The following is a 23,187-nucleotide window of genomic DNA, read 5'->3' on the forward strand; positions in this document are numbered from 1 at the left end:
AACAATATGACATCTGTCTTACCAAAACCGTGACCAGAGGCAAAAACCCGGTTTTGTAGTCACAATATTGTCGTATTACCTTACTAATACTGATCCGATTCAAACATATATTTGCCAGCCTTCTATTTAAAAACACAGTGCTTAGCATAATCCGTTGCTTCATTAGCTGACCAGTCACCCTTGGCCTTTTTATCCATGCCTGCACACCAGGCATCACTACCTATCTCTGGCGCACACGCCGAGATAAGGTAAACCACACTGAGTAGTCCGAACAATTTTATTGTTTTCATCACTTCAACCTAAGCTATTAGTCTATCGGGGCAGTGTAACAGAGGGGCAGCTCGATCAGGCACAGTCACAGCGCAATTTTCAACAAAAAGGCTAACTTTGTCTACCGAGCCGCCCCCATTTGGGCCTATATCAAGCAGCGACCATATCAAAATCAAACTTACTTATTCCACAGTCTGGACATTCCCAGTCGTCAGGCACATCAGCCCACAAGGTACCCGCAGGAATTCCATCATCAGGCATACCTTCAGCCTCATCATAGATAAAACCGCAAATAACACACTCCCACTTATTTAACTCACTCACAATTCGCCTCCAATTTTATACCAGTTAGTCGTAGTAGACTGCCGCGCGAACAGCGACTATCCATAAAGCGCAGAGAGTATACTACCGAATTGACCATCGAAATATTAAGTAAATTCAATGGTATGGCTTTTACTTCATGCCGGCTTCAATTGGCTCAAAGTCGACCATAACAACCCAATCCTCGCGATTCCGCTCTATCGTGATCGCCATATGACTTACATCATCTAAACGCTCATAGACCTCGGTCAGCGACTGGCCGCCCGACAAATCAACGCCATTAAGCGCCCGTATACGGTCACTGGGCTCCAAGGCAAGCGCGGGGAAAATCAATTTATCCCGCCCCGGTGATATATAATATTCTCGCCCTTCCTCACCGCTGACTACATCGACGTTAATCGCCCCCAGCAAGGATAGCGGCCGATCATACAAGCGATGGCGGTAGTCTGACACCAAACGGCGCACACCTACGTTGCCCCTCAAATCGACAACATTAGGCTCCCGCTCTACCAAATCCCCGACTCTTGCACTTAAAACTCGCAATTTCATCGCAGCCACACTCGCCACGGACTCTCGCAGCGACAAAAAAGCATAACTCCCACAATGATCAAGTAAAACCGCATCTTTTAAAACACGGCTTAGCGACAAACACGGTGGCACCAGCACATCACCTGCCTGCAACTGCTGCTCAACACCATCCACGCTAATGACGGCGTAGCCACCATTGCCGCTAGCATCGACCTCCTTCAATTTGAGCTGGGTATAAAAATACGGATCTTCACCGAACAAATCGGCATTTTCAGCATTGAAAATACGGGCCTCTTCAGACGCTGCCCGCATCCCCGGAAATTGCGACGCTACAGAGATCAGCGCGACCCCGCTCACAAAAGCAAAAATCGCACCACGAAAGGCGCTAAACATTAGCCGAGCCCATACTCAAAGTCCTAAGCAATATTTCATATATTCGTTTTATACACATCATCGCGGGTAACTATGCTCAATTAACAGTTTATTTAATCTCACAGCGTGAGCTGCGCTACAATGACCTTTTTACTCACTGATCTCTTTTATGCAAATACATCTCGCGCCTATGGAAGGCGTAGTAAACGCCCGTATGCGCGCCCTCTTAACAGCGATAGGTGGCATTGATCGCTGCATTACTGAATTCGTGCGAATAACCGACCAGTTGCTGCCGGCAAGAGTTTTTCATCGCCTGTGTCCAGAGCTTGAGCACGGCTGCAAAACACCGTCGGGAACCCCTGTTTATATCCAACTACTGGGCGGCGAGCCCGGCCCCATGGCTGAAAACGCCGCGCGGGCAGCAAGTTTGGGCGCACTCGGTATCGACACCAACTTCGGCTGCCCTGCAAAGTGCGTGAACCGTCATCGCGGTGGCTCGGTGCTACTGGACGAACCAGAGCTACTTTACCAGATCATCAAATCGATGCGCAGTGCCGTGCCTGCCTACATACCTGTGACAGCTAAAATTAGACTCGGTTTTAATGATGACAGCAAATTGATTGATGTTGTAAGTGCGATTACTGAGGCGGGCGCCAATGGCCTCACCATTCACGCTCGCACCAAAGCAGATGGTTACAAGCCACCCGCTCACTGGCATCAACTCGCGAAAGTGCATCAATTCACGACGATTCCGATTATCGCAAACGGTGAAGTTTGGAGCCCGGCAGATTTCCAGTCATGCCGACAGCAGAGCGCCTGCAGTGACGTCATGCTAGGTCGCGGCCTACTGGCTAGACCCGACCTTGCCCTAGAAATAAAATCTCTTTCGTCAGGTAAGGAATATCATCGCCAGCAATGGCCATACATTTTGATATTGCTGGAGGCGCTATTTAACGACAGCGTAGCAAACTGCGCCCCGCGCCACGTGGGCGGCCCAATAAAGCAGTGGCTGGGATATTTGCGCAGAGAGTATCCCGAAGCTCAGCAGCTATTCGAGAATATCAAGCGCCTAAAAACCCCAGCCGACATCAGTGCGGCGCTGCAAGAGCACCGCGACTATCAATTGACAGTCGCAGCCTAAATCAACAACAGCGTGAAAATACCAAACCTAAGCGAACTTCGTCTTGAGATAGTCCAGCTCATCGACGGCACCAGAATCTGTTTGAGACAGAATAAATTTTTCTACTTTTCCGCCGATTAGCGGGATCTTAGCCTTACACCGGTGCGATACGCTGTACTCGCAACCGTCAGCGGTTTCCAATAAAGAGACATTAGCAGTTATTTGCACTGGTTGGCCCTTAACGTCTATAGCCAGAGTACCTTGCCAACCATTTTTAACGGGCTGCCAACTTTCTACAAATTCTAAGACTTGTTTAGCGTTAAAAATCTTTGCCAATACAGAGGGAAGCTCTCGTACAACCTCCCTGACCATATGTACTTTGACAGTCTTACCATCTTCTTCAACGTCGCATTCCGCCGTTAACTCACCTAGCGCAATACTTCTTTCGACGCGAAAGTCCGGATCGCATAATACTGTCCAAACTTCATCAACACTATTAGTAAACTTGCATGTCACGGTCATATTACATCCTCACCATTATTGTTATTACACGCTGTTAACGATGCACTCACACACAAAATATTAGCCTATTCTATTGCCGCGCTCTAGGAACATAAGCAATGAACTAAGATTCCAATACAAATCGGTGTAGCACCATACCCGCAAACATCGCGGCTAAAAATATAAAGAAGCTTGAAGCTCCGGTTAACAGAGCAACCAGTGCCGGTGCAGGACACAGGCCACTTAAAGCCCATCCCATACCAAACAACAGCGCGCCTAAAAGTAATTTTCCGTCAATGTCCTTGCGAGTAGGCAAAGAGAATTTCTCGGCATATTTAGGCGATGACATTTTAAACACCATGAAGAAACCCGGTGTAGCAATGAGCAAGGCGGTACCCATCACTAGCGCCAAACTTGGGTCCCAAATACCGGCAACATCAAGAAAATTTTGGACTTTAGCCGGATTTGCCATGCCAGAGATAGTGATTCCGGCACCAAATAATCCACCAGCTAGTGCAATAAACCAGCGGCTCATACTCCCTCTCCCAACAGATGGCGAATAACGAAAACAGTTGCGGCGCCACTGGCCATAAACACAATCGTCGCCACTAGCGAACGCTGCGAGAAACGTGAAATCCCGCAAACACCGTGGCCAGAAGTGCAGCCCCCACCCATGCGTGCGCCGACGCCGACTAGTAATCCAGCCAGTATTAATACCGGAGAACTTGCAACACTGACAACGTCATCCAAGGCTCCGGTTACCAATGACGCTATAAATGCACCGCCGAACAAGCCGGCAAGAAAGATCAGCCGCCAATGGCGCTCGTCGCCCCGCTCCATCATCGCACCAGCAACAATACCGGATATCCCCGCAACCCTACCGACAGACCACATCAGCACAAGCGCTGAAAGCCCGATTAAGGCGCCACCTGCAATCGCGCTTATAGGTGTAAAAGCAGTTTCTAATAGCATAGTAAATACACCCTCAACCTTTAAAAAACGCACTCTTCATAAGCAAGTACCTACAACGATAATAAATTTAAGCCACTAGCAAATACACCTCTGTGGGCATATTTGCTAGTGGCTTAAGATATTACTATATAAGACTATAAAGCTAGGGAAGAAAATCTGCGTGCAACGACGAAGGCCGCTAAACATAATAAGAAACCCCGTATTGGGGCGCGCCGTGCAGCTGCCCCAAAACCAAGCGCCTATGCGCGCAAAGAACTCCTAGGCATTTCCGCACCAAGATGATGATGGCTTTTTGATAAGCGGCTAAGTTCCTCCGCCTCATAGGTTTCTAATATTTCGGCCAGCTTGCGGCTAATGGTGGTGCTCGCCCTAATCATCTCGATTTTCGGCCATGTCGCACGCTCACCTTCCGTAATAAAATACTGCAATTCATCAGGCGTCAGTTCAGTAAGTAACTTTCTTGGGTCGAAAAAACGATAACGTGGAATAATATTAATATCACCGGTGTATTCCTGATTAATAACCGAGTAAACAATATTAGTTACTCGCCGGATTCGCGGCGAATTTTTGAAGTACTTCCGCGCCACATTATTGCCAATTTTAGAGAGCTCTTTAATACTGCGACCACCGAGCTGGCGAATTGCATTACCTAGACCGCTATTATCCATTGCAGTATCTCGCACCGCCCATAGAACAATCGGATTTGTTTGGCTGACAATAAAGTGATTCACGCCATACAGCCGACTCAATCGCTTCGCAGGAAGATCGTCACTTACAGAACCGTCTATCCAGCGTCGAGTAGCTAAGTAAGGCTGCGGATGACCGTGAACATTTTTTGCCTCAAGCATCACTGGCGGATAAATACCAGGCACCGCACATGAGGCTAACACCGCTTTGCGAATATAAACATTAGGAGACGCAATCGCATTTAGAAGACGCGAAGTCTGGTGAACATCAGAAGGCGAAATTGAAATATTAATATGTCGCCCAGTTCTCTCAAATGCTTCTTGAAAGGTAATATCTGGAATAAGTTTGGCAATTTTCTCTTTTAAAGACTGGTGATTGATACGAGGAGATGACGTAGACATGCGACCGTTGGCAAGCTCAACTTCTGCCAGCAACAATTTCCCGAGATTATCTGGATTCAGAAAGTCTTGCAGCTCATCATCAGTCAGCGTACCGAGTACACCGGCAATCATAGAACCCGCACTGGCCCCGGAAATAACATCCGGCAATAAATCTTGCTCAACCAATGCTTTAACCACACCAATGTGAAAGTTGCCCAGCACCGCACCACCACTAAGCATTAACGCTGACTTGCCATAGCACTTACTGGCGCGACGAAAGAAATCTAAGCGCTCAAGAAAGTTGGGAGATTCAGAATCTAACTGAGCCAAATGGTCGAGTGCGTCATGAATACCGTCAACATAATCATGCACAAGCTGTTTGGTGCCAAACTTAGCCCGAGCGTAGAGTACCGGCTTACCCATACCCCCCATATTGCCGTGAATCCCCTCATTGAGGGAAAACAACAAACCAATATCGTCATTATTATCACGAAAATAACGCAATCGCTCTAAGCGCGAACGAATCGACGCATAATCATAAAGACTGGTTTTATCGATCTTTTTCCAGTGTTCCCTACCAGAACAACGATCATGCTCTTTCGCCAAAGCCTTCCATTCCTCAAAGCTGCTGGCGAGCTGCAATTTGTTTTCAAGTTTTTTCACAATTCAACCTATTCGTCATTCTGACAAGATATTAAGTATAATGTTAGAACGTTCAACCCTACTCTAACGAATCAATATGGTGCTGACCATAAGCATTTATCACAAGTTTATAGCATGGCATCCATAGAAGCGACTTTGCCTGAAGATCACAGAACTTGGCTGTAAATATACTCCATATCGACACAGGGCTTTAATGTCGAGCTTATTCCATTAAGTAATTTAGCAAAACTCAAAAGATGATTCCCAATAACCGGCTTGCCTGTGGTGAGAATGGAAACCGCTATATCCCTCTCTGGATCGGCCCAACATATGATATTCGAAAAGCCTAAATGGCCGAAAGCATAATGGGTTTTGGGGCCATATAAGCCTACCGGATTCATACCAAGCATCATCCCCGCACTGTAGCGCATTGGCATCACTAGGGAGCGATCAAACTGCGGCTTGCCCATCTCACGCACCGCACGATTAACAGTTAATGGCGTAAAGATTCTCTTCCCCTGCCACTCACCACCCTGCAACAACATTTGAAAGAAGCGACTCGCCTCCTCTGCCGTGGAGTATAAATTAGCTGAGGCGATCTCCGCGCTTAAAAACGCGTCGGTATTAGAGATATCCACAACCTCTGAAACACTAACGCCTAAAATTTTAACTAGCTGCCGATCCACCACTGCAAGATTTGGCAGGCCCGTGGAATAATTTCGAGCCACCTCGGCGTGATCTTTTGAGTCTAAACCGTAGCGGAAATACTTCATCCCCATCGGCTTACGGATAACTTCGTCTAAATACTCGTTTAAGGTCTTGCCAGTGACCACGCGGATCAACTCAGCCTGAATAAAGCCGCCAGTAATTGCATGATAGGCCAACACGCGCCCATCCTTGTGCAAACCTGGTTGCTTACAAACCAGCTCAAGAGCGGCGCTATGATCGAACAACAGGTCTATCGGTACATCATCTGGAATTCCGGGTACACCGGCGCGGTGACTTAATAGTTGATGCACCGTAATTTGCGCCTTACCTTCAACCGCAAATGCTGGAATATAGTGACTAATCGGGTTGAGCAGATCAATTAGGCCATCTTCTGCCAACTTGTGAATCAGCATTGCCGAAACGGCCTTGGACGCCGAAAACAGACAGACTGGGGTTTCCAATGAAGCTAAGCGCGGCTGGGTATGAGTTGCTCCATCGGCATAGCCTATGGCGCGATTCAACAACACATCACCGCCGCGCCGAACACACATACTCACCATCGGATGCATACCCGACTCAAAGATTGACTCTGCGTGGCCCCACAGTGCATCGATATCTTGCTGCGCAATACCCTGCTCAGAAGCAGACACTTCATGGGGGTCAATATCAGATAAGCCAGCTAGGTCATCTGGAACTGAAATACCCCGAAATGCCAAATTCCGACAACTACGATATTGCTGTTTAAGCCACATAGAGACACTCTTCAATAAAATCAGCCGAAACTTATAGCACGAGCGGCAGCTGCACTCCATAACACAAATGACATCGCCGACTATCCTTCGGGGCCACACCATCACTGAATGCGGCGTAAATGTCGCTCCCAATCTTGGCGATGCAGCCGCTCCGCAAAGAAATCAGCCAGTTCTTCTGCCGCAGCTGCCGCTTCTCGCCAAGCGCGAATGCGCCCGGCATTATCAGTACCATAGCGATGAAAATCTCGACGATCGGGAATCTTCCGATCTCGCAAGCGGTCAATCCAAGTCGAACTAGGCGATAGCAGCAAAACATTATCTGCATGACGACTGCGACGCCATGGCACGAATTTATCCAGCCAACCAGGAATAATGCGATGGCTGAAATGCGGCATTAATACAATGCCACCAGCCGATGAGGCCGCCAACGGTAGATCGATATGATAATCAATTAACCCACCGTCACGGTAGCTTGCTGACGGGCAAGCAGGAATCGAGTGTATCGCTTGCATAACAAAGGGAATCGAGCCGCTGGCCAGCAGCGCCGACTTTAGGTTCTGCGCTGTAAGCGGGTGAAACACGGTGGAAAAATCGGGGAACTCCCGCTGCCCCAAAATAGTCCTTGAGGGCTGATCTGGCGAAAAAACCACCCGCTGCAACACGGAAGTCAGTAGCGGTCGGGATAGCGTATTTAACGCGAGTGCGCCAGCGAAGCCTAAGCCCAACACCGCGGATGAATCGCTAGCTAGCAGACCCTTGCTACGCGCAACAATAATATATGGCTTTGCCCAGTGGTGACCGACAATGTCGGCGGCGCTACGGTCATCTATAAACGCATCCAACACCGCTTTGGCACCGAGGCTAACGTCTAATGGACTCGCCTTAAGATCGTAACACTGAGTGATATAGGCCTCTTGCAGGATATCTACACTGGCCACCGGGTCTGCACAACTTAGCGCTGCAAACCGCCAGCTCCCCGCAGACGCCCCGACCAGCGGCAAACAAGCCTTGCGATCTTCAAACCAGTCACTAAAAAGGAATTTGTCGAGGGCCGCCAACACCAGCCATTTCGGGCCGCCCGCTGCGCCAGCCATCGCTGCAACATCTGCAGGATATAAACCATTATTCAAAATATGTTGGTAGGCACGGCTTCCCGCGCGGATATCCATCACCGCCATAACACATTAGCCCAAGTCTACGACAAGACTCAGCCTAACCGCGCCAGCGACAAATTTAAAGGACCATCATTAACACTACAGCAGCCTTAAACACCGCCACCGACTATATCTACTAATTCAGTTGGGTATCCATGTAAATAGCCCTGCGCATAATCCACACCCATTGCCCTCAATTGCTCCAACACAACCTGGCGCTCAACAAACTCTGCTATCGTCCGCTTACCAAGCACATGACTAATGTCATTAATGGAACGCACCATCGCCTCATGCACTGGATTTTTGTCCATATCATGCACAAATAATCCATCGATCTTCACAAAGTCTACCGGGAGCTCTTGCAAGTAACCAAAGGATGACATGCCAGTACCAAAATCATCAAGCGCAAACTTTCCGCCCAACTCATGAACGCGGTGAATAAAGCGAGTCACCACCGAAAAATTAGTAATTGCCACCGTTTCGGTAATTTCAAAGCAAATGATTTTCGGATTGATATTTCCCCTGCGGAGACCACGATATACAAAATCTAAAAATGATTCCTGGCACAAAGACTGACCAGAAATATTGACAGAATACATAACGTCACGAGAATTCAGTTCAGAATTTCGCTGCAAGTAATCGAAAACATTCTTAATCACCCAGCGATCAATTTGTGGCATAAGTCCGAATCGCTCAGCGGCAGGCATAAACTGCCCAGGCCTAAGTAACTCGCCGTTGTAGTGCATGCGCACCAGAATTTCGTTAAACATTGTGGTGCGATTTGATTCGTCGACAAGCGGCAATATTCGCTCGCTCACCAAACTAAAGTCATCTGCCGCCAGCGCCTTATTAATACGGTGCACCCAATCCATATCATCGTGTAAGCGGCTAAGCTTTTTATCGCTCTTGTCATATACATGGACTCGTCCTCGGCCGTTTTCCTTTGCCGAGTACATTGCCACGTCCGCTTGACTCATCACGCTATCGCGGTCCTGAGCGTGCTCATCAATCAATACCACACCAACACTAATGGAGGCGCGGTGTGAAATACCACTCCAGACAAACGGCATACGCTTAACCGCCTTTATTAAGCGGTTAGCAATCGAGCACGCTTCAAAGGTATCCATATTACTGAGCAGCACACCAAACTCATCACCACCTAAACGGCAAAGCATGTCACCAATAAAAAGCTCATGGCCGAGGCATTCAGCAATGGTCTTTATCAAATTATCGCCGGCGCCATGACCACTGGTATCATTGATCAATTTAAACTGATCAATATCAATATAAAGCAAGGCGTGGGTTCTAGAACTGGTGGACGCATCATTGACCAAATTTTCAAGCCGGCGCTCAAATTCTTGTCGCCCCATTAATTCGGTCAAGGGATCTAAGTGACTCTCACCATCACCGTAGTGCACTGGTGACATATTATCGTCAACCACCGACAAGCAGCGTCCAACCACTGCCCCATCGTCGTTACAAACCTTACTTACTGAAATTAAATATTGATGATCTTTGGTGTGTGGCAGTAGCACTCTGCAAGCCGTAATATCACTTTCACTACCCCGAAGAAGCTCTGCAAATAACGTTTCTCCATCTATCACAATGAAGGGCAGGAAATCACCAAGCGGGACGCCATGACTATATTCATACTGGCTCAGATCAATGGCGGCCTCATTTGCGTAGCTTACACGTCCGCAAAAATCCACACATATAAGATATTGACCAAGACTGTTTAATATCCAGCTTGAATTAATCACAGCCATCTCAGAAAATTCTCTCATTTACTCTGCCAAGGGAATAGTAAAATAGAATGTAGATCCTTTTCCGAGCTCAGATTCCAACCATATCTTGCCGCCATGCCAGCGGACAATTTTTTCACATATCGCTAAACCAACACCAGAATCTCCGGCCGCACCATCGCTGTGATCGCGGTGAAAAAGATTAAACAAGCCGCTATGATTTTCGGGCCGAATACCAACGCCGGTATCACTTACCGAAAACAACCAGTTTCTCTCATGTGTCATCGCATTAATGTAAATCTCTGGCTCTCGACCTTCGGTAAAACGAATAGCATTACTAATGAGGTTTTTAAACAACTGCATCAGTTGGCGACGACATGCAAATACCGTTGGTAAGGTTTCGCAATGCAAGTTGGCATGGCTGGATTGAAATATATTATCAAGGTCTATTAAGACATCGCTAACGATCGCATTGCAATCGACCAGCTCTCTACTTTCGTTAAACCGACCTACGGAAGTAAGTGCAACCAGCTTATTCAAGGCCGACTGCATTGCGTAAACATTCTCTCTTACGTCCAACAAATCCTCTGCCAAGCCAGGAGGAGAAATATCCTGAGCTTGCCCTCCGACTCTGCGCATTGTCGATACCACATTATTCAATGGCATCTGTAAATCTCTTGCCGCCAAATGTGACAACTGCTCAATCTCATTAACCAAACCAATAAGCTGATGGCGGTTTCTAGCGAGGGCAATTAGGTCACGATAAGATGACAAGGCGGTATATATAACCGAGAATAAACGATCTTGGGTTAACTCGGTTTTCGCTCGATAATCGTTAATATCATAAACTTTTAAAACACGACGCTCTGGCGCTAAACCAGGCTGACCAGTACGCAAAATAATTCTAACAAAGTGATTTCCTAGCTCCTGCCGAATATATCGCGCCACTTCTAAACCTGCGTCATCGGTCTCCATAACCACATCAAGGAGAATAATTGCAGTGTCCGGATTCTCGTGAATTAATTTACGCGCCTGCTGTCCAGAATAGGCACTCACAAACTCAAGATGCCGGCCGCCAAAGCTAAAATCATGTAAGGCCAAACGAGTGACAACATGAATTTCTTCTTCATCATCAACAATGAGAATTTTCCAAGTATTGTTCTCCGAAGTGGCACTCTGATCCAGCATAATATTATGCTCAGTTGCGAGAATTAAATCGTCGTTGTCAGCCATTTTATTCTGGGCCTTCTTATAAGTATCTGTCATTATCCGTCGCCTTCTAATAGAGCGATCGTTTCATGCGCAATAGCGACATTTTTAACAAAAAGCTCAATCATCTGAATATCTGGCACTGAGAAAACATCCTTGGCCGAAACATACAACAATTGTTCAAGACCCGACTTTGTAATGTAGTAGCTTACCCAATAATTATCTCCGTAATTACTTTTCTTGCATGTCAACACATAACGTATCCGCTCAACAACAGACTCTTCAAAAGAGTCTAGATTAACCTCACCGATGTAATTTTTAAACTTGCCAGTACCTGCCATTATCTGCAAGCGCTCGACCTCTGGATGGGCAAGCATAGCCGAGGCGTTAATAAGAACAGCGTCACTATTTAGATACAGCAGTGCCGTTAGCTGCTCTAGAACACCTTCGAAGAACTGTGATATGTCTCTGGTTTCAAATATTGTTGCAGAGGCTGAGATCACCTTCATCAAACCTTTTCGGTTTTCTTCCAGCGCAAATATGTCACCATACGAGCGAAGGCTTGTGTATACAGTAGAGAATAACTTCTGCCGAGTCAGCTCAGTCTTCTCTTTATAGTCATTGATATCGTACTGAGTAATAACCTCTTGTTCGGGTGATTGCCCCGACTGACCGGTGCGTAACACTATACGTACCATCCTATTATTTAGCTCACGGCGAATATAATGAACCAGATCTAGGCCCGCTCGATCTGTTTCCATAACGACATCGAGCAGTATCACCGCGACATCAGGGTTCGCATGCAATACTTGGCGCGCTTCCGCAGCCGAATATGCGCTTAAAAACTCCAAGCCCCGGCCACCGAGATTAAAACTGTCTAGCGCAAGGTGAGTTACCGTGTGCACCACCTGTTCATCATCGACGATAAGCAACTTCCAAGGCTTAGCGCCCGCACCAACAAGACCCTCAGTAGGTTCTTCTGCAAGGCTCAATGTATCCGGGTCTGATACCACTTCATGCTCCTTTGAATTATTCATAAGACCTTACCTCGCCAACATCTTTCCCTAAGAAGAGGCTAATTATTGTGCCTTCCCCCTCTGTACTTTCAATTTCTATATTGCCGAAAAGCTTTTGCGTAACGAGGTTATAGACAATATGAAGTCCTAAGCCGCTCCCGCCGCCACTGCGATTAGTGGTGAAAAAAGGGTCCCAAACTCGAGTAAGATTTTCCGGCGAAATACCTCGACCATCATCACTGAAGCGGATACAAATAACGTCATGCTCACATTCGCTAACCTGAAGCAATAATGTGCCCTCATCATCTTTTTCAAAGGCATGAACAATTGCATTCATAACAAAATTAGTCACTATCTGCGATAATGCGCCGGGGTAAGAGCGAATTTCTAGATCGCTAGGGCAGTCAAACTCACACTTTAAATTAGTTTTACGAAGCTGTGGCCGCAGACTCAACAAGACTTGACTCAAATACTCTTTTAAATCAAATGTACGGACATCACTAGCACTCTGATCAACGGCGACCTGCTTAAAGCTCTGAATAAGACTTGCAGCACGATGCAAATTCCCCAGAATAATGTCTGCTGCGGCTGTCGCATGTTTTATATACTGTAGTAGCGCGGAATTTGTCAGCTGACCCTGCGCGTATTTCTTGCTGACACTATTGGTACTTTCTAGCAAGGTAGACGCTGCGGTAACACCAATACCTACAGGGGTATTTATCTCATGGGCCACACCAGCGACCAGACCACCTAGCAAAGCCATTTTTTCATTGCTGATTAACTTCTGCTGGGTAGATTTTAAGCGCAGCAAGGCATTACTTAGCTCACGATTACTTATATCTACTTCCCGCACTCTGACTTCAAGTTCACCGCGCGCGGTGACAATCTCATGATTTCGACTTTCGACATCTGCAATCATGGCGTTAAAATTTTCTGACAGAGCGCCAAATGCATCATGGCTTATGACATCAGCACGTATCGAATAATCTCTACTTTCCGTTACCATTTTCATCACATCAAGTAGACGGTAGACAGGTGCCATCATCCTCCGCGACGCGCGGGTGGAGAGCCACCACGCCCACAATAGGCACAAAACCAATAACAATGTGCCCCACATAGTCATAAGTAGATACGGCGACACCCCTTCATGACGAGGTTTAATGATCAATTTAAATGAGGCCACCTCTCCGTCTACAGCACGCCAATCTATCGTTTCTTCAAGAACCAATATTCCGCCTTGATTCCCAGCCCCAAGCTCAGCATCGCACGCAATGTCCCTAGCAGCGTACTGGCTTTGCGCCAGCAAAGTGAATGAGCTGGAACCGCCCGCATATAGACACACTGCGCCAATATCATTATCGAGCGCCAAGGACGAAATCACCTTGACGACCTCGGCTTCACTATTAGACGCACGCATTAGCTTTCCAATTAGAACACCAACATTGCTGTAGCTGTGATCACCACTACCGCTATTAGATACAAAATACGCCGTCATCATAAACATCAGTACAAAACACACTAGCGTATTTGCAGCGAAGAGCGCCATAAAGGGCATCGCGTTAGTAGATTGCTTCAACACAAGAGCATTTCCATGTCGCCATATTTCATGCCCCTACTAAAAAGTATCAGCATTTACTCCGTTAATCTCGATTTACAGCTACTGTAGTTGCGAAACCCCTATGCCACAACTCTACAGGCAATATGCCTACAGAATGAATAGTGTGATCTACTTACTGAAAGCACCACTCTGCCGCGACTTTGCCAGCAAGTGGTATATAAAGAGAAGGAAAGAGACCGTCAGCCGCTTATGACTGCTCTCAGTTGGAAGGAAAGTGGCTAATGCCGAAGAGGCATCAGCCACTTTTGACGCTGCAGACGTCTCGTGGACTTGGATTAAGCCTAACCTGGTTTAATTTAGGTAGAAATCGACCCGGTCATCCTGAAAAATATCCGCACCTGGGGCCAATAAGTCCATATAGCGGTCAAAGTACAAAAATTGCTTGAGCAACATGGTAAAGGCCCTCGGGAAGCGAATCCCGTACTTTCTGGCTATCTCACCAAGCTCGCTAAGCAAAGAATTAATACCATCACCGGTGCGATTCTCAAGCACTTTCTGTGGATCTAAGGCATTTAAGCCTTCGAATAATTTCTGAATATCGAGGGTAAGCGACTCAACATCGACCTTGTCGCGGGTAATACCGACACTCACCATGGATTCTGCCATCAACTGATAGTTTTCTTCACTGATTGCCATAAACAAACTAAAAATGGCTTGCCACGCCTCTGGCTGAATTCGACCCACCATACCAAAATCAATAAACCCAACCTTACCGTCGGCTAGGATCAGCAGATTTCCGCTATGTAAATCGGCATGAAAGAAGGGGCACTGAGTCAGGCTTGCAAACCAAGTGTTTAGGGCATTAAACAAGCTACTCGCGGGGTCAAACGCGCCCTTCGCCATCGCAACCTCATTAGTCAGCGCCACCCCGTAAAAACGCTCCATTGTGAGCACCTTACCGCCGGAGGCACTGTGATAGGGTTTAGGGGCTAAAACCACGTCATTGCCGCTATCACTTAGGAATTTTCTAAACAGACGAAGATTCTCAGCTTCTTTAAAGAAATCACACTCGTCGATCATGGACTGGTACATTTCTTCGACCAGCCCGGCAACCGCATCTTTATCTGTATTAGGCAGAATGAGCTCAAAAAGCCGGATCAACAGATAAACAGCGTTCATGTCGGTGGTCAAAATAGCTTGAACGCCAGGTTTCTGCACCTTTACAACCACATCTTCGCCAGACAGTAACTTGGCAGCATGAACCTGAGCAATCGACGCTGACGCCAGCGCGGTTTCGTTAAACTCAGAAAACACTGCCGAAATCGGCTGACCGAGATCCTGCTCTACAATGCGGCGAATTTTGCTAAATGGCAGCGATGGTGTTTGATCTAAGCAATGCTGAAACTCATCCACGTACTCTTTAGGGAATATAGACGGCGAACTAGCAATAAACTGTCCAAATTTGATATACGTGGCGCCCAAGGACTCGAATAACTCTCGCAGTTCTACTGGCGTAGGCTTGCGTCTTTGCAATAGGCATTTCAGCGCATGAGGAGACATAGCAAACGTCGTTTGCAAAGCCCGCCAAGACCCTCTCACACCGAATTCTGCCATACTAATTCTACGGCCGGAGGTATCTGCCACCGCATTGAGACCAAGCCCCTTAGACGCAGCGAGCAGAATGCTGTCCTTTACACGAACAGATAGTTTTCTAGTCATAATTCTTTATTCCCTTAATTTCGGATAGAGCTCGCCACCCTGTTTTAGCCTGCAGTGATATTAACGCTAAATCCGTTAAGACAACACTCACGCAGCACTCATACAGCAGAAGTTACGCCATTGTAATCAGCCTTGCGTCATCGCTAGGTTACACTATCATTACCACCTACTGCTTTTGAGCCATACATAATAACAAGGAGAAAATCCTTCATGCACAATACCGCGATTATATGTCAGGAAGCGCCCGTTCCGAGCGCTAGCGGCAAAGAAATTACCAATGAGCACTGCTCTAAAGTTAATTCGCAAACCTACCTCATCGCTGGCCAAGAAATCACCCTGCCAGTCAAGGTCGGTGCCGCAGCGATGTTGATGAATGTTTTTGTGGTTGATGCCAAAAAAGCACAGCAATTGATCGCCGCCAGTGGCTTTAAGGTTGTTGAAATATGGCCAGGCAAGGCGCTGATGCAGTTACTTGGTGTCGACTATCAGCAAAATGACCTTGGTGACTACAACGAAGCAGCGATTGTATTTCCGGTCACCACCCCTGGGGAACCAAAACCGCTGCCGGTTATTGGTACCATTTGGCGCATGTTCAAAGGCTCACCGGGCAACTATGTGTACCGTATGCCGGTAAATCAGGGATTTACCACCCATGCCGGTCGCTTTATTTGGGGGTTTCCAAAATGGGTGACTGATGTCGACATCCAATTTGGAGAGAAAACCGCGTCGGCAAAATTCAGTGATGACGGTGAGCTAGTGTTTGCCATCGATGCCGCAACAGGTGCCAAAACCAGCGCTAAGCCGCAAGCAGCTCCGTCGTTAGCCATTCGTGACAATCTAGCATGGAAGACTATAGGTATAACAGAAGGTGAAGGCCTCACCTTTAAATTAGGTGGCAGTCCACCTAAAATTGGTGAGCATCACCCCTTAGCCTTGCAACTCAGGGCGCTGGGATTGCCAAAAAAACCAATGTGCACGATATCTATCCGCCAGGCGAAAATGCATTTTGATGCGCCCGAAGCGGTGGCAATTGGCAGCCCTTTCACAAGCTAACGCTAATCGTAGGCCTTTAGCGTGCCGCCACTGTTGATAACAAACCGCTCTGCGCGATGCCGTCAAACAAAAACTGCATCGCCAGAGCGCACAGCAGCACACCAAAGACCCGGCTAATCATATGCATGCCAGTAACCCCCAGCCAATTCTGTAAGCGGCTCGCGAGTAGTAATGACAATAGTGTCATCGCCAGTACGAATACCAGGGAGATGACGACCGCCGTTTGCTCCAAAAGATCACCATCGGCATGAGCCATCAATAAGATCACCGCGCCTATCGCCCCCGGCCCAGCAATCAGCGGTGTAGCTAGCGGGAACACCGCAATATCGCTACGCGCCTCTGCTTCTTGATCTTCTTCAAGGGTGGTTGTGGTCGCGCCACTACCCTTCACTGTCACCAATTCAATTCCGATTAACAACAGCAAAACCCCACCCGCCGCTCTCAAGGCCGCAAGTGAGATACCCATAGCATTGAGTATAAATTCACCCAACAGTGCAAATGCCAATAAAATAGCTCCGGCAATTAACACTCCACGCACGGCCGTACGGCGACGTTTTTTTGCAGACAAGCCACTGGTCAATGCCGCAAACATAGCCGCCACGTCAATCGGACCGATGGTCGCAAAGAAGGTGGCAAACGCGACAGTGAATGCTTCTACTAAGGCGGTATCAATAGCCACTAAGCGGCCTCTATATTTGCGATCGCACTAGCGGCTTCAGCAATAAGTGCCGGACCCCGGTAAATAAAGCCAGTATATATTTGTACTAGCGACGCCCCGGCTGCAATTTTGTCCACCGCGGATTCACCATCGCTAATACCGCCCACCCCAATAATAGGCAAGCGACCGTTTAGTGCGTCTGCCAAAATTCGAATAACCGTGGTCGAACTATCTCGAACCGGTAGGCCGCTCAAACCGCCCACCTCGTCACCGTGGCGAAGCCCAGCTACGGCATCCCGCGCAATCGTAGTATTAGTGGCGATCACACCATCTATGCCCTGCTCCACAAACACCTCGGCAACGCGACGAATATCATCTTCCGCCATATCCGGCGCAATTTTCACCGCCATAGGAACATAGCGACCATATTTTTCAGCCAGCTCTAACTGGGCTTTTTTAAGCGCGCCGAGTAAATCAATCAAGGGCTGGCCAAACTGTAGATCCCGTAAACCCGGTGTATTTGGAGAGGACAAATTCACGGTGACATAACTGGCGAAGGAATAAACTGCGCGTAAACCTATCAAATAATCGTCAACTGCATGCTCAGCCGGGGTGTCCTTGTTCTTGCCAATATTAATGCCAAGTACACCCTTAAATCCGCTAGCCTTAACCTGCTCAAGTAGATGTTCAAGCCCTAGATTATTAAACCCCATACGATTGATGATCGCTTCCGCTTCCGGCAAGCGAAACAGACGCGGCTGAGGGTTACCCGCTTGCGCCTTTGGCGTTACCGTACCCACTTCTATAAAGCCGAATCCTAGAGCCGACAGGCCATTTATATACTTGGCGTCCTTATCTAAGCCCGCGGCCAAACCCACAGCATTAGGAAATTCTATACCCATCACGGTAAGCGGTGACGAGACCATTGGTTTAGCAAACAAACGACTCAAACCCAATTTTTGCAACAACCAAACGGAGCCTAAAGACAGATGATGCGAGGTTTCGGTGGGCAGACAAAACAATATATGACGCAAGACAGAATACATGACGGTAAACCTTAACTCAGAGGCGGCAGGATAACGAAAATGACGGAAAGGAGGAAGACTTGTAGGCCAGCCAAAGCTGGCCAAAGGAGTTTACGCTGAGGTATGCAAGCCGCATTCGCGATTTTCTGCTACCTTAGTTGGATCAAAATAATGCTTAGACGAGGGCAATTTATGCTCTGCCATAAACGCCAACACATCAGCTTCAGTCCAATAAAAAATAGGCGCCACTTTTAAAATACCGCGACCATCCCACGACAATATATCTAAATTCTGACGAAACGCGGTTTCCTCTTTGCGAATACCCGTCACCCAAATTTTTGGCGCTAAATCGGCAAACGCGCGACTAAACGGCTCCAATTTTACCTGCCGAGTAAACTCTTTATGTAAATCTGGATTATCGTCAGGGTGAGGGATACCACCCATAATGGCATTGCGATGCTCAGCAGTGATCTCGGGAATATATAATTTCAAGTTGGGGTTCAGCAGCTTTTTCAACTGTTCAGCAACCCGATACGTATCCGGCACATTGTAACCGCTGTCTGCCCAGACCACCGGCATTTCTGGCGCCACATCGGTAATGAGTTTAAGCATCACCGCAGCATTCGGTGCAAAGCTAGTTGAACCCATCATTGGTTCGCCAAGAGACATTGCCCATTTAATAATATCGGCAGCCGACTTGTGGCGCAGCTCAGCGTTTAATGCTTTTAGGTCCAGATCCATCATTTTCATCAATTCGAGTCTAATCAAGCGCGCAACTGTATCACAAAGCATTCAGAAATTAGAATAAAAGCTTTAAAATCAGATGCTTATAACTTAAGCATATAATGTTATAACAATTTTAACGGTTATTACAAAACAAACAAAACAGGAAAAATCGAGTTCAGCAAGCACAACGATGAGGCATTACCGCTACTGCGGTGTGCCCCAAGTCGTACCTACAATGAAACCCAGCTGGAGGCTGCTTAGATCTTTTTACTGATAGTCCTGCAAACTTTTTGACACCACCTCATAGACATCACTAGACAGCTCTGGATCTGCAAGCACGCGCTGTAATTCTGAGCACATAAGCTGCTGAGCCGACGGCAAGTATTTACGCCACTTAGTCAGCGGCACCAGCAATCGAGACGCTATTTGTGGATTACTGCGGTTAAGTAATAAGACCTGATCTGCTAGAAAACGGTAGCCAGCGCCGTCTTCACGATGGAAATTAACCCCGTTTTGGCCGCAGAAGGCCCCAATCAATGCGCGCACCTTATTGGGATTGCGAATATCGAAAGCCGGATGCGACATTAACCCCTGCACGACTTCCAAGGTGCCCGGCAAGCGACACATGGCCTGCACCTGAAACCACTGATTTATCACCAAGGGTTCATGCTGCCACTGCTGATAAAAGCGCAGCAATGCCTCTGCCTTGTAAGCCGCAGTGCTGTTTACTAAATACGTTAGCGCCGCAAGGCGGTCAGTCATATTGCTACTGCTCTCGTACTGGCGAACTGCCAAGGCGATAGACTGTGCATCATCTAACAACATCAGATATGAGAGCGCGGTATTCTTTAAGCTGCGACGGGCAATTTGAGCCGCGTCTGGCGCATAGGCCTCGTCACTTTCACAACGAGAATAACAGGCACTAAATTCATCGCTAAGCGCAGTTGCCAGGGCTTTGCGCAAAGCTTCGCGGGCATGGTGAATGCCATGGACATCGACTGGGTGAATAATTTCTGCCAAGTAAGCTTCTGAGGGCAACTGCAGCATCAGCGCAACCATCGCCGCATCGAGCGATGTATTTGCCAACAACTCGCGACATGCGCTTACATACTCAGAGTCAGGCGAGACCTGCTGACCCGCCGCTAAGGCCGTAATCGCCCGTTTAATTTCTACCAAGCCAAGCTGCTGACTGGCATCCCAGCGACAAAAGCCGTCACTGTCACTCCGCATAAGGCGCAACAACTGAGCGCCGCTATAATCAAAATCAAGTTTTACCGGCGCAGAAAACCCTCGTAGCAAACTCGGCACCGGCTCTTCTTTAATATTTGCAAATACAAAACGCTGCTCAGGCTCAGTGACGTTGAGCACCAGTTCGGTATTATCCGGCGACTCGATATTAGCCGCCGCGTCTGTTAACTGCAGAGCAAGCTGACCCGCTTCACCAATTAGCGCCACCGCCAAGGGAATATGGAAAGGCGCTTTCTCGGTCTGACCGGGCGTTGATGGACAAGACTGCTTAACCACCAATGTATACGTTTGTGCTTGTTCATCGTATGTGCCGCTGACGTGCAAGCGTGGCGTACCCGCTTGGGAATACCAATGACGGAACTGTTTAAGATCGATGCCGCTGGCGTCTTCCATCGCCAAGACAAAATCTTCGCAGGTCACTGCCTGACCATCGTGGCGATCAAAATACAAATCACTGCCTTTGCGGAATAATTCAGGCCCCAGCAGGGTATGAATCATGCGCACGACTTCCGAGCCTTTTTCATAGATCGTCACGGTATAAAAATTAGAAATTTCTATAAACGAGTCGGGCCGAATCGGGTGCGCCATCGGACCCGCGTCTTCGGCAAATTGCGCGGTCCGCAATAAGGTCACGTCTTCAACCCGCTTAACCGTTGGCGAGCCCATGTCTGAAGAGAATTCCGAGTCCCGAAATACCGTGAAGCCTTCCTTAAGACTCAACTGAAACCAATCTCGACAGGTGACACGATTGCCAGACCAGTTGTGAAAATATTCGTGGGCGACAACCCCTTCCACCCGCTGAAATCCGGCGTCGGTAGTGGTTTCTTGTTTGGCCAGTACGCAAGACGTATTAAAGATATTGAGACTTTTGTTCTCCATCGCGCCCATATTGAAATCGTCTACCGCCACAATATTAAATATATCGAGGTCGTATTCGCGCCCGTAAACGTCTTCATCCCAGCGCATGGCGTTCTTGAGGGACAACATGGCGTGATCACATTTATCGAGATCTTTTTCGTCAACATAAATTTTGAGATCGACACTGCGCCCACTTGTCGTCAGGAACTGGTCTTCTACCACCGCAAGCTTGCCAGCAACCAGGGCGAACAAATACGCCGGTTTGGGGAAAGGGTCGTGCCACACGGTTTTGTGAATGCCGTCCGCCAAGCTTTCAGTCTCAATGAGGTTGCCATTAGACAGCAATACCGGATACCGCGACTGGTCAGCAATAATCTCTACGGTAAACACCGACATTACATCAGGCCGGTCGAGGTAATAGGTTATTTTTCGGAAACCTTCCGCCTCGCACTGAGTGCAAAACATACCACTAGACTTATAGAGGCCCTCAAGTGACGTGTTATCTTGCGGTCGAAGACGGGTTTCGCAGCACAAGCTAAAGGAAGCCGGCACATTGGCTATGCTCAGCTGCTCTCCGCTCTGCGACCATTCACTGTCATCTAACTGGCGGCCATCAATACTCAAAGAAACTAGCTCGAGTTCGGTACCATGAAGCTGCAATGGCGCATCTTGGCTGGCAGCGTCCGGGTTACGCCTGAGCGCAAGAACTGAGCACACGAGACTGCTAGCTTCCCCCAACTCAAATCGTAAGGTGGTGCTATCGATTAAAAAGTCAGGGACGCTGTAATCGCTTAAAAAGATAGTGCTAGGCTGCGCATCGCGCATGAAACAACTCCTGAATCTCTACGATTCACTGCGTAATTCAATATGGTATCCGGCGTATTTACGAATATTAATCACGCCAGTGTCAAAGATCAGATACTGACCCTTTATGCCGATCAAAGTGCCTTCAACTACCGGCACTTTATCTAAGTTGAATGATTTAACTTTGAATGGATAGGTCTCGACCGGAAAATGAATATGCTGCACCGGAATATCACTAATCGCTTGAATTGCCTGCAGACCATGGTTCTCTTGCAACTCCTTAAGACCGGGCTGGCAAAGCTCAAAAAGCTCATCGCGGCGCGCGGCTAAATCCACTTCGTCGGGCTCACCTTTTAACATCGCCTGCCAGCTGGTCTTATCCGCAACATGAGATTTATATAAGGTCTCAACCAAACCGGACTGCAAACGATTACTGACCCGAAATATTGGCAGCGCGGCTACCGCACCTTGATCAATCCAGCGGGTGGGCACCTGGGTACCCCGGGTAATACCCACTTTGACACCTGAAGAGTTTGCCAAATATACAATATGATCGATTAGGCAGTGACTTTCACCCCATTCCGGCTCCCGGCATGTACCCTCAAAATAGTGGCACTTTTCAGGGCTCATTATACAAATATCACACTGCGCTAAACGCTGAAAACAAGGATAACAATAGCCTTGATTAAAACTCTTTTTTGTCAATCTTCCGCAGTGCACACAATTAATCTGCTGCCGAAACTCCATCCGCAAGGTACGGCCAATTAAGGCGTTCATGCCAAGCAGCTCATCGCCAATTGGCATGCTATAAACAGCTAGATCATCGACCAACTGGGTTTTCATTTTTGCGACAGGACCGACTAGAGCGGATATGCTCATCTAATTATTCCGCCCATTTTAATACTTGATCTTTGTCGGACTCGTCATGACTGTGGTCATCACCACAGACTTCACCCTCAGCTTTGCTGCCACGGTCTATAAAACCGACGCGTTCTTCTTCTGCATTGGCCTTTAAATCGTAGGCAATGACTCCAGCCATACAATGCTCGCGCTGCTCAGGCGTCACTGCTCGACCGTCTGGCCACTTGCCTATTTCTACCGCGCGCTTGAGCCCCTCGTAAATTGTCGGGGTGATATTGTCGACTAACTGTTCATAATCCATCA

At 47.8% G+C, this 23,187-nt stretch carries 22 protein-coding genes; 2 read left to right on the top strand and 20 right to left on the bottom strand.

All coding sequences use genetic code 11. The features are described from left to right. Window positions 1-122: 122 nt before the first annotated feature. The 3 genes from AB4875_RS12250 to AB4875_RS12260 all read right to left on the bottom strand — a co-directional run bounded on the left by AB4875_RS12250 (window position 123) and on the right by AB4875_RS12260 (window position 1,512). A complete protein-coding gene (locus AB4875_RS12250; protein ID WP_368376343.1) occupies window positions 123-290 on the bottom strand; it encodes a DUF3012 domain-containing protein in 168 nt (55 codons plus the stop codon). A gap of 130 nt (window positions 291-420) precedes the next feature. Continuing rightward, window positions 421-594 carry a rubredoxin gene (locus tag AB4875_RS12255; protein WP_368376344.1) on the bottom strand — a complete coding sequence of 58 codons (174 nt, stop codon included), beginning with the start codon at window positions 592-594 and terminating at the stop codon, window positions 421-423. A gap of 129 nt (window positions 595-723) precedes the next feature. Further along, entirely contained in the window at window positions 724-1,512 is a 789-nt protein-coding gene (locus AB4875_RS12260; RefSeq protein ID WP_368376345.1) for a hypothetical protein, read from the bottom strand. A gap of 148 nt (window positions 1,513-1,660) precedes the next feature. Here AB4875_RS12260 and AB4875_RS12265 point away from each other — a divergent pair, with 148 nt between their 5' ends. Beyond that, on the top strand, window positions 1,661-2,632 hold the full coding sequence (locus AB4875_RS12265) for a tRNA-dihydrouridine synthase (protein WP_368376346.1): 972 nt from the start codon (window positions 1,661-1,663) through the stop codon (window positions 2,630-2,632). A gap of 27 nt (window positions 2,633-2,659) precedes the next feature. On the opposite strand, the gene AB4875_RS12270 is transcribed toward AB4875_RS12265, so the two are convergent. The 11 genes from AB4875_RS12270 to AB4875_RS12320 all read right to left on the bottom strand — a co-directional run bounded on the left by AB4875_RS12270 (window position 2,660) and on the right by AB4875_RS12320 (window position 15,651). Next, window positions 2,660-3,133, bottom strand: coding sequence for a DUF2505 domain-containing protein (locus tag AB4875_RS12270; RefSeq protein ID WP_368376347.1), 474 nt, complete (start codon window positions 3,131-3,133; stop codon window positions 2,660-2,662). Between the two features lie 103 nt (window positions 3,134-3,236). Further along, window positions 3,237-3,647: a DUF6691 family protein gene (locus AB4875_RS12275; protein ID WP_368376348.1), complete on the bottom strand. Its 411-nt coding sequence runs from the start codon at window positions 3,645-3,647 to the stop codon at window positions 3,237-3,239. Further along, a complete protein-coding gene (locus tag AB4875_RS12280) occupies window positions 3,644-4,084 on the bottom strand; it encodes a YeeE/YedE family protein (protein ID WP_368376349.1) in 441 nt (146 codons plus the stop codon). Before AB4875_RS12280 ends, AB4875_RS12275 begins: the two co-directional genes overlap by 4 nt. A 239-nt stretch (window positions 4,085-4,323) precedes the next feature. Beyond that, a complete protein-coding gene (locus AB4875_RS12285; RefSeq protein WP_368376350.1) occupies window positions 4,324-5,814 on the bottom strand; it encodes a DUF3336 domain-containing protein in 1,491 nt (496 codons plus the stop codon). Window positions 5,815-5,960: 146 nt separating this feature from the next. Continuing rightward, entirely contained in the window at window positions 5,961-7,253 is a 1,293-nt protein-coding gene (locus AB4875_RS12290) for a serine hydrolase domain-containing protein (RefSeq protein WP_368376351.1), read from the bottom strand. A 101-nt stretch (window positions 7,254-7,354) separates the two neighbouring features. Further along, on the bottom strand, window positions 7,355-8,431 hold the full coding sequence (locus AB4875_RS12295) for a patatin-like phospholipase family protein (RefSeq protein ID WP_368376352.1): 1,077 nt from the start codon (window positions 8,429-8,431) through the stop codon (window positions 7,355-7,357). Between the two features lie 86 nt (window positions 8,432-8,517). Beyond that, the gene (locus AB4875_RS12300) at window positions 8,518-10,191 is read right to left on the bottom strand and encodes an EAL domain-containing protein (protein WP_368376353.1); all 1,674 of its coding nucleotides are present in this window, start codon (window positions 10,189-10,191) and stop codon (window positions 8,518-8,520) included. Continuing rightward, a complete protein-coding gene (locus tag AB4875_RS12305) occupies window positions 10,192-11,415 on the bottom strand; it encodes a sensor histidine kinase (protein ID WP_368376354.1) in 1,224 nt (407 codons plus the stop codon). It abuts the gene before it with no gap. Beyond that, window positions 11,415-12,395, bottom strand: a complete 981-nt coding sequence (locus tag AB4875_RS12310) for a DUF3369 domain-containing protein (protein WP_368376355.1) — start codon at window positions 12,393-12,395, stop codon at window positions 11,415-11,417. Before AB4875_RS12310 ends, AB4875_RS12305 begins: the two co-directional genes overlap by 1 nt. Next, the gene (locus AB4875_RS12315) at window positions 12,388-13,953 is read right to left on the bottom strand and encodes a sensor histidine kinase (RefSeq protein ID WP_368376356.1); all 1,566 of its coding nucleotides are present in this window, start codon (window positions 13,951-13,953) and stop codon (window positions 12,388-12,390) included. The genes AB4875_RS12310 and AB4875_RS12315 overlap by 8 nt, the downstream gene beginning before the upstream one ends. Before the next feature lie 330 nt (window positions 13,954-14,283). After that, window positions 14,284-15,651: an ABC1 kinase family protein gene (locus AB4875_RS12320; RefSeq protein WP_368376357.1), complete on the bottom strand. Its 1,368-nt coding sequence runs from the start codon at window positions 15,649-15,651 to the stop codon at window positions 14,284-14,286. A gap of 210 nt (window positions 15,652-15,861) precedes the next feature. Here AB4875_RS12320 and AB4875_RS12325 point away from each other — a divergent pair, with 210 nt between their 5' ends. Beyond that, window positions 15,862-16,704 carry an acetoacetate decarboxylase family protein gene (locus AB4875_RS12325; RefSeq protein WP_368376358.1) on the top strand — a complete coding sequence of 281 codons (843 nt, stop codon included), beginning with the start codon at window positions 15,862-15,864 and terminating at the stop codon, window positions 16,702-16,704. 16 nt (window positions 16,705-16,720) lie between these two features. On the opposite strand, the gene AB4875_RS12330 is transcribed toward AB4875_RS12325, so the two are convergent. From AB4875_RS12330 to AB4875_RS12355, 6 genes are all read right to left on the bottom strand, one after another. Continuing rightward, window positions 16,721-17,383 carry a MarC family protein gene (locus tag AB4875_RS12330; protein ID WP_368376359.1) on the bottom strand — a complete coding sequence of 221 codons (663 nt, stop codon included), beginning with the start codon at window positions 17,381-17,383 and terminating at the stop codon, window positions 16,721-16,723. Beyond that, window positions 17,383-18,408, bottom strand: coding sequence for a quinone-dependent dihydroorotate dehydrogenase (locus AB4875_RS12335; RefSeq protein ID WP_368376360.1), 1,026 nt, complete (start codon window positions 18,406-18,408; stop codon window positions 17,383-17,385). Before AB4875_RS12335 ends, AB4875_RS12330 begins: the two co-directional genes overlap by 1 nt. A gap of 90 nt (window positions 18,409-18,498) precedes the next feature. Further along, window positions 18,499-19,155: a phosphoadenosine phosphosulfate reductase domain-containing protein gene (locus AB4875_RS12340; RefSeq protein WP_368376361.1), complete on the bottom strand. Its 657-nt coding sequence runs from the start codon at window positions 19,153-19,155 to the stop codon at window positions 18,499-18,501. 225 nt (window positions 19,156-19,380) lie between these two features. After that, window positions 19,381-22,044 carry an aminopeptidase N gene (pepN, locus tag AB4875_RS12345; RefSeq protein ID WP_368376362.1) on the bottom strand — a complete coding sequence of 888 codons (2,664 nt, stop codon included), beginning with the start codon at window positions 22,042-22,044 and terminating at the stop codon, window positions 19,381-19,383. An 18-nt stretch (window positions 22,045-22,062) separates the two neighbouring features. Next, on the bottom strand, window positions 22,063-22,902 hold the full coding sequence (locus AB4875_RS12350) for a DUF2797 domain-containing protein (protein ID WP_368376363.1): 840 nt from the start codon (window positions 22,900-22,902) through the stop codon (window positions 22,063-22,065). A gap of 4 nt (window positions 22,903-22,906) precedes the next feature. Continuing rightward, a complete protein-coding gene (locus AB4875_RS12355; RefSeq protein WP_368376364.1) occupies window positions 22,907-23,185 on the bottom strand; it encodes a YeaC family protein in 279 nt (92 codons plus the stop codon). Window positions 23,186-23,187: the final 2 nt, after the last annotated feature.

This window comes from Zhongshania sp. R06B22 (assembly GCF_040892595.1).
Classification (GTDB): Bacteria; Pseudomonadota; Gammaproteobacteria; order Pseudomonadales; family Spongiibacteraceae; genus Spongiibacter; species Spongiibacter arctica.

Coding starts and splice junctions, on each gene's coding strand:
- AB4875_RS12250 (WP_368376343.1), bottom strand. CDS start 290: ATGAAAACAATAAAATTGTTCGGACTACTCAGTGTGGTTTACCTTATC.
- AB4875_RS12260 (WP_368376345.1), bottom strand. CDS start 1,512: ATGTTTAGCGCCTTTCGTGGTGCGATTTTTGCTTTTGTGAGCGGGGTC.
- AB4875_RS12265 (WP_368376346.1), top strand. CDS start 1,661: ATGCAAATACATCTCGCGCCTATGGAAGGCGTAGTAAACGCCCGTATG.
- AB4875_RS12270 (WP_368376347.1), bottom strand. CDS start 3,133: ATGACCGTGACATGCAAGTTTACTAATAGTGTTGATGAAGTTTGGACA.
- AB4875_RS12275 (WP_368376348.1), bottom strand. CDS start 3,647: ATGAGCCGCTGGTTTATTGCACTAGCTGGTGGATTATTTGGTGCCGGA.
- AB4875_RS12280 (WP_368376349.1), bottom strand. CDS start 4,084: ATGCTATTAGAAACTGCTTTTACACCTATAAGCGCGATTGCAGGTGGC.
- AB4875_RS12290 (WP_368376351.1), bottom strand. CDS start 7,253: ATGTGGCTTAAACAGCAATATCGTAGTTGTCGGAATTTGGCATTTCGG.
- AB4875_RS12295 (WP_368376352.1), bottom strand. CDS start 8,431: ATGGCGGTGATGGATATCCGCGCGGGAAGCCGTGCCTACCAACATATT.
- AB4875_RS12300 (WP_368376353.1), bottom strand. CDS start 10,191: ATGAGAGAATTTTCTGAGATGGCTGTGATTAATTCAAGCTGGATATTA.
- AB4875_RS12305 (WP_368376354.1), bottom strand. CDS start 11,415: ATGACAGATACTTATAAGAAGGCCCAGAATAAAATGGCTGACAACGAC.
- AB4875_RS12310 (WP_368376355.1), bottom strand. CDS start 12,395: ATGAATAATTCAAAGGAGCATGAAGTGGTATCAGACCCGGATACATTG.
- AB4875_RS12320 (WP_368376357.1), bottom strand. CDS start 15,651: ATGACTAGAAAACTATCTGTTCGTGTAAAGGACAGCATTCTGCTCGCT.
- AB4875_RS12325 (WP_368376358.1), top strand. CDS start 15,862: ATGCACAATACCGCGATTATATGTCAGGAAGCGCCCGTTCCGAGCGCT.
- AB4875_RS12335 (WP_368376360.1), bottom strand. CDS start 18,408: ATGTATTCTGTCTTGCGTCATATATTGTTTTGTCTGCCCACCGAAACC.
- pepN (WP_368376362.1), bottom strand. CDS start 22,044: ATGCGCGATGCGCAGCCTAGCACTATCTTTTTAAGCGATTACAGCGTC.
- AB4875_RS12350 (WP_368376363.1), bottom strand. CDS start 22,902: ATGAGCATATCCGCTCTAGTCGGTCCTGTCGCAAAAATGAAAACCCAG.
- AB4875_RS12355 (WP_368376364.1), bottom strand. CDS start 23,185: ATGGATTATGAACAGTTAGTCGACAATATCACCCCGACAATTTACGAG.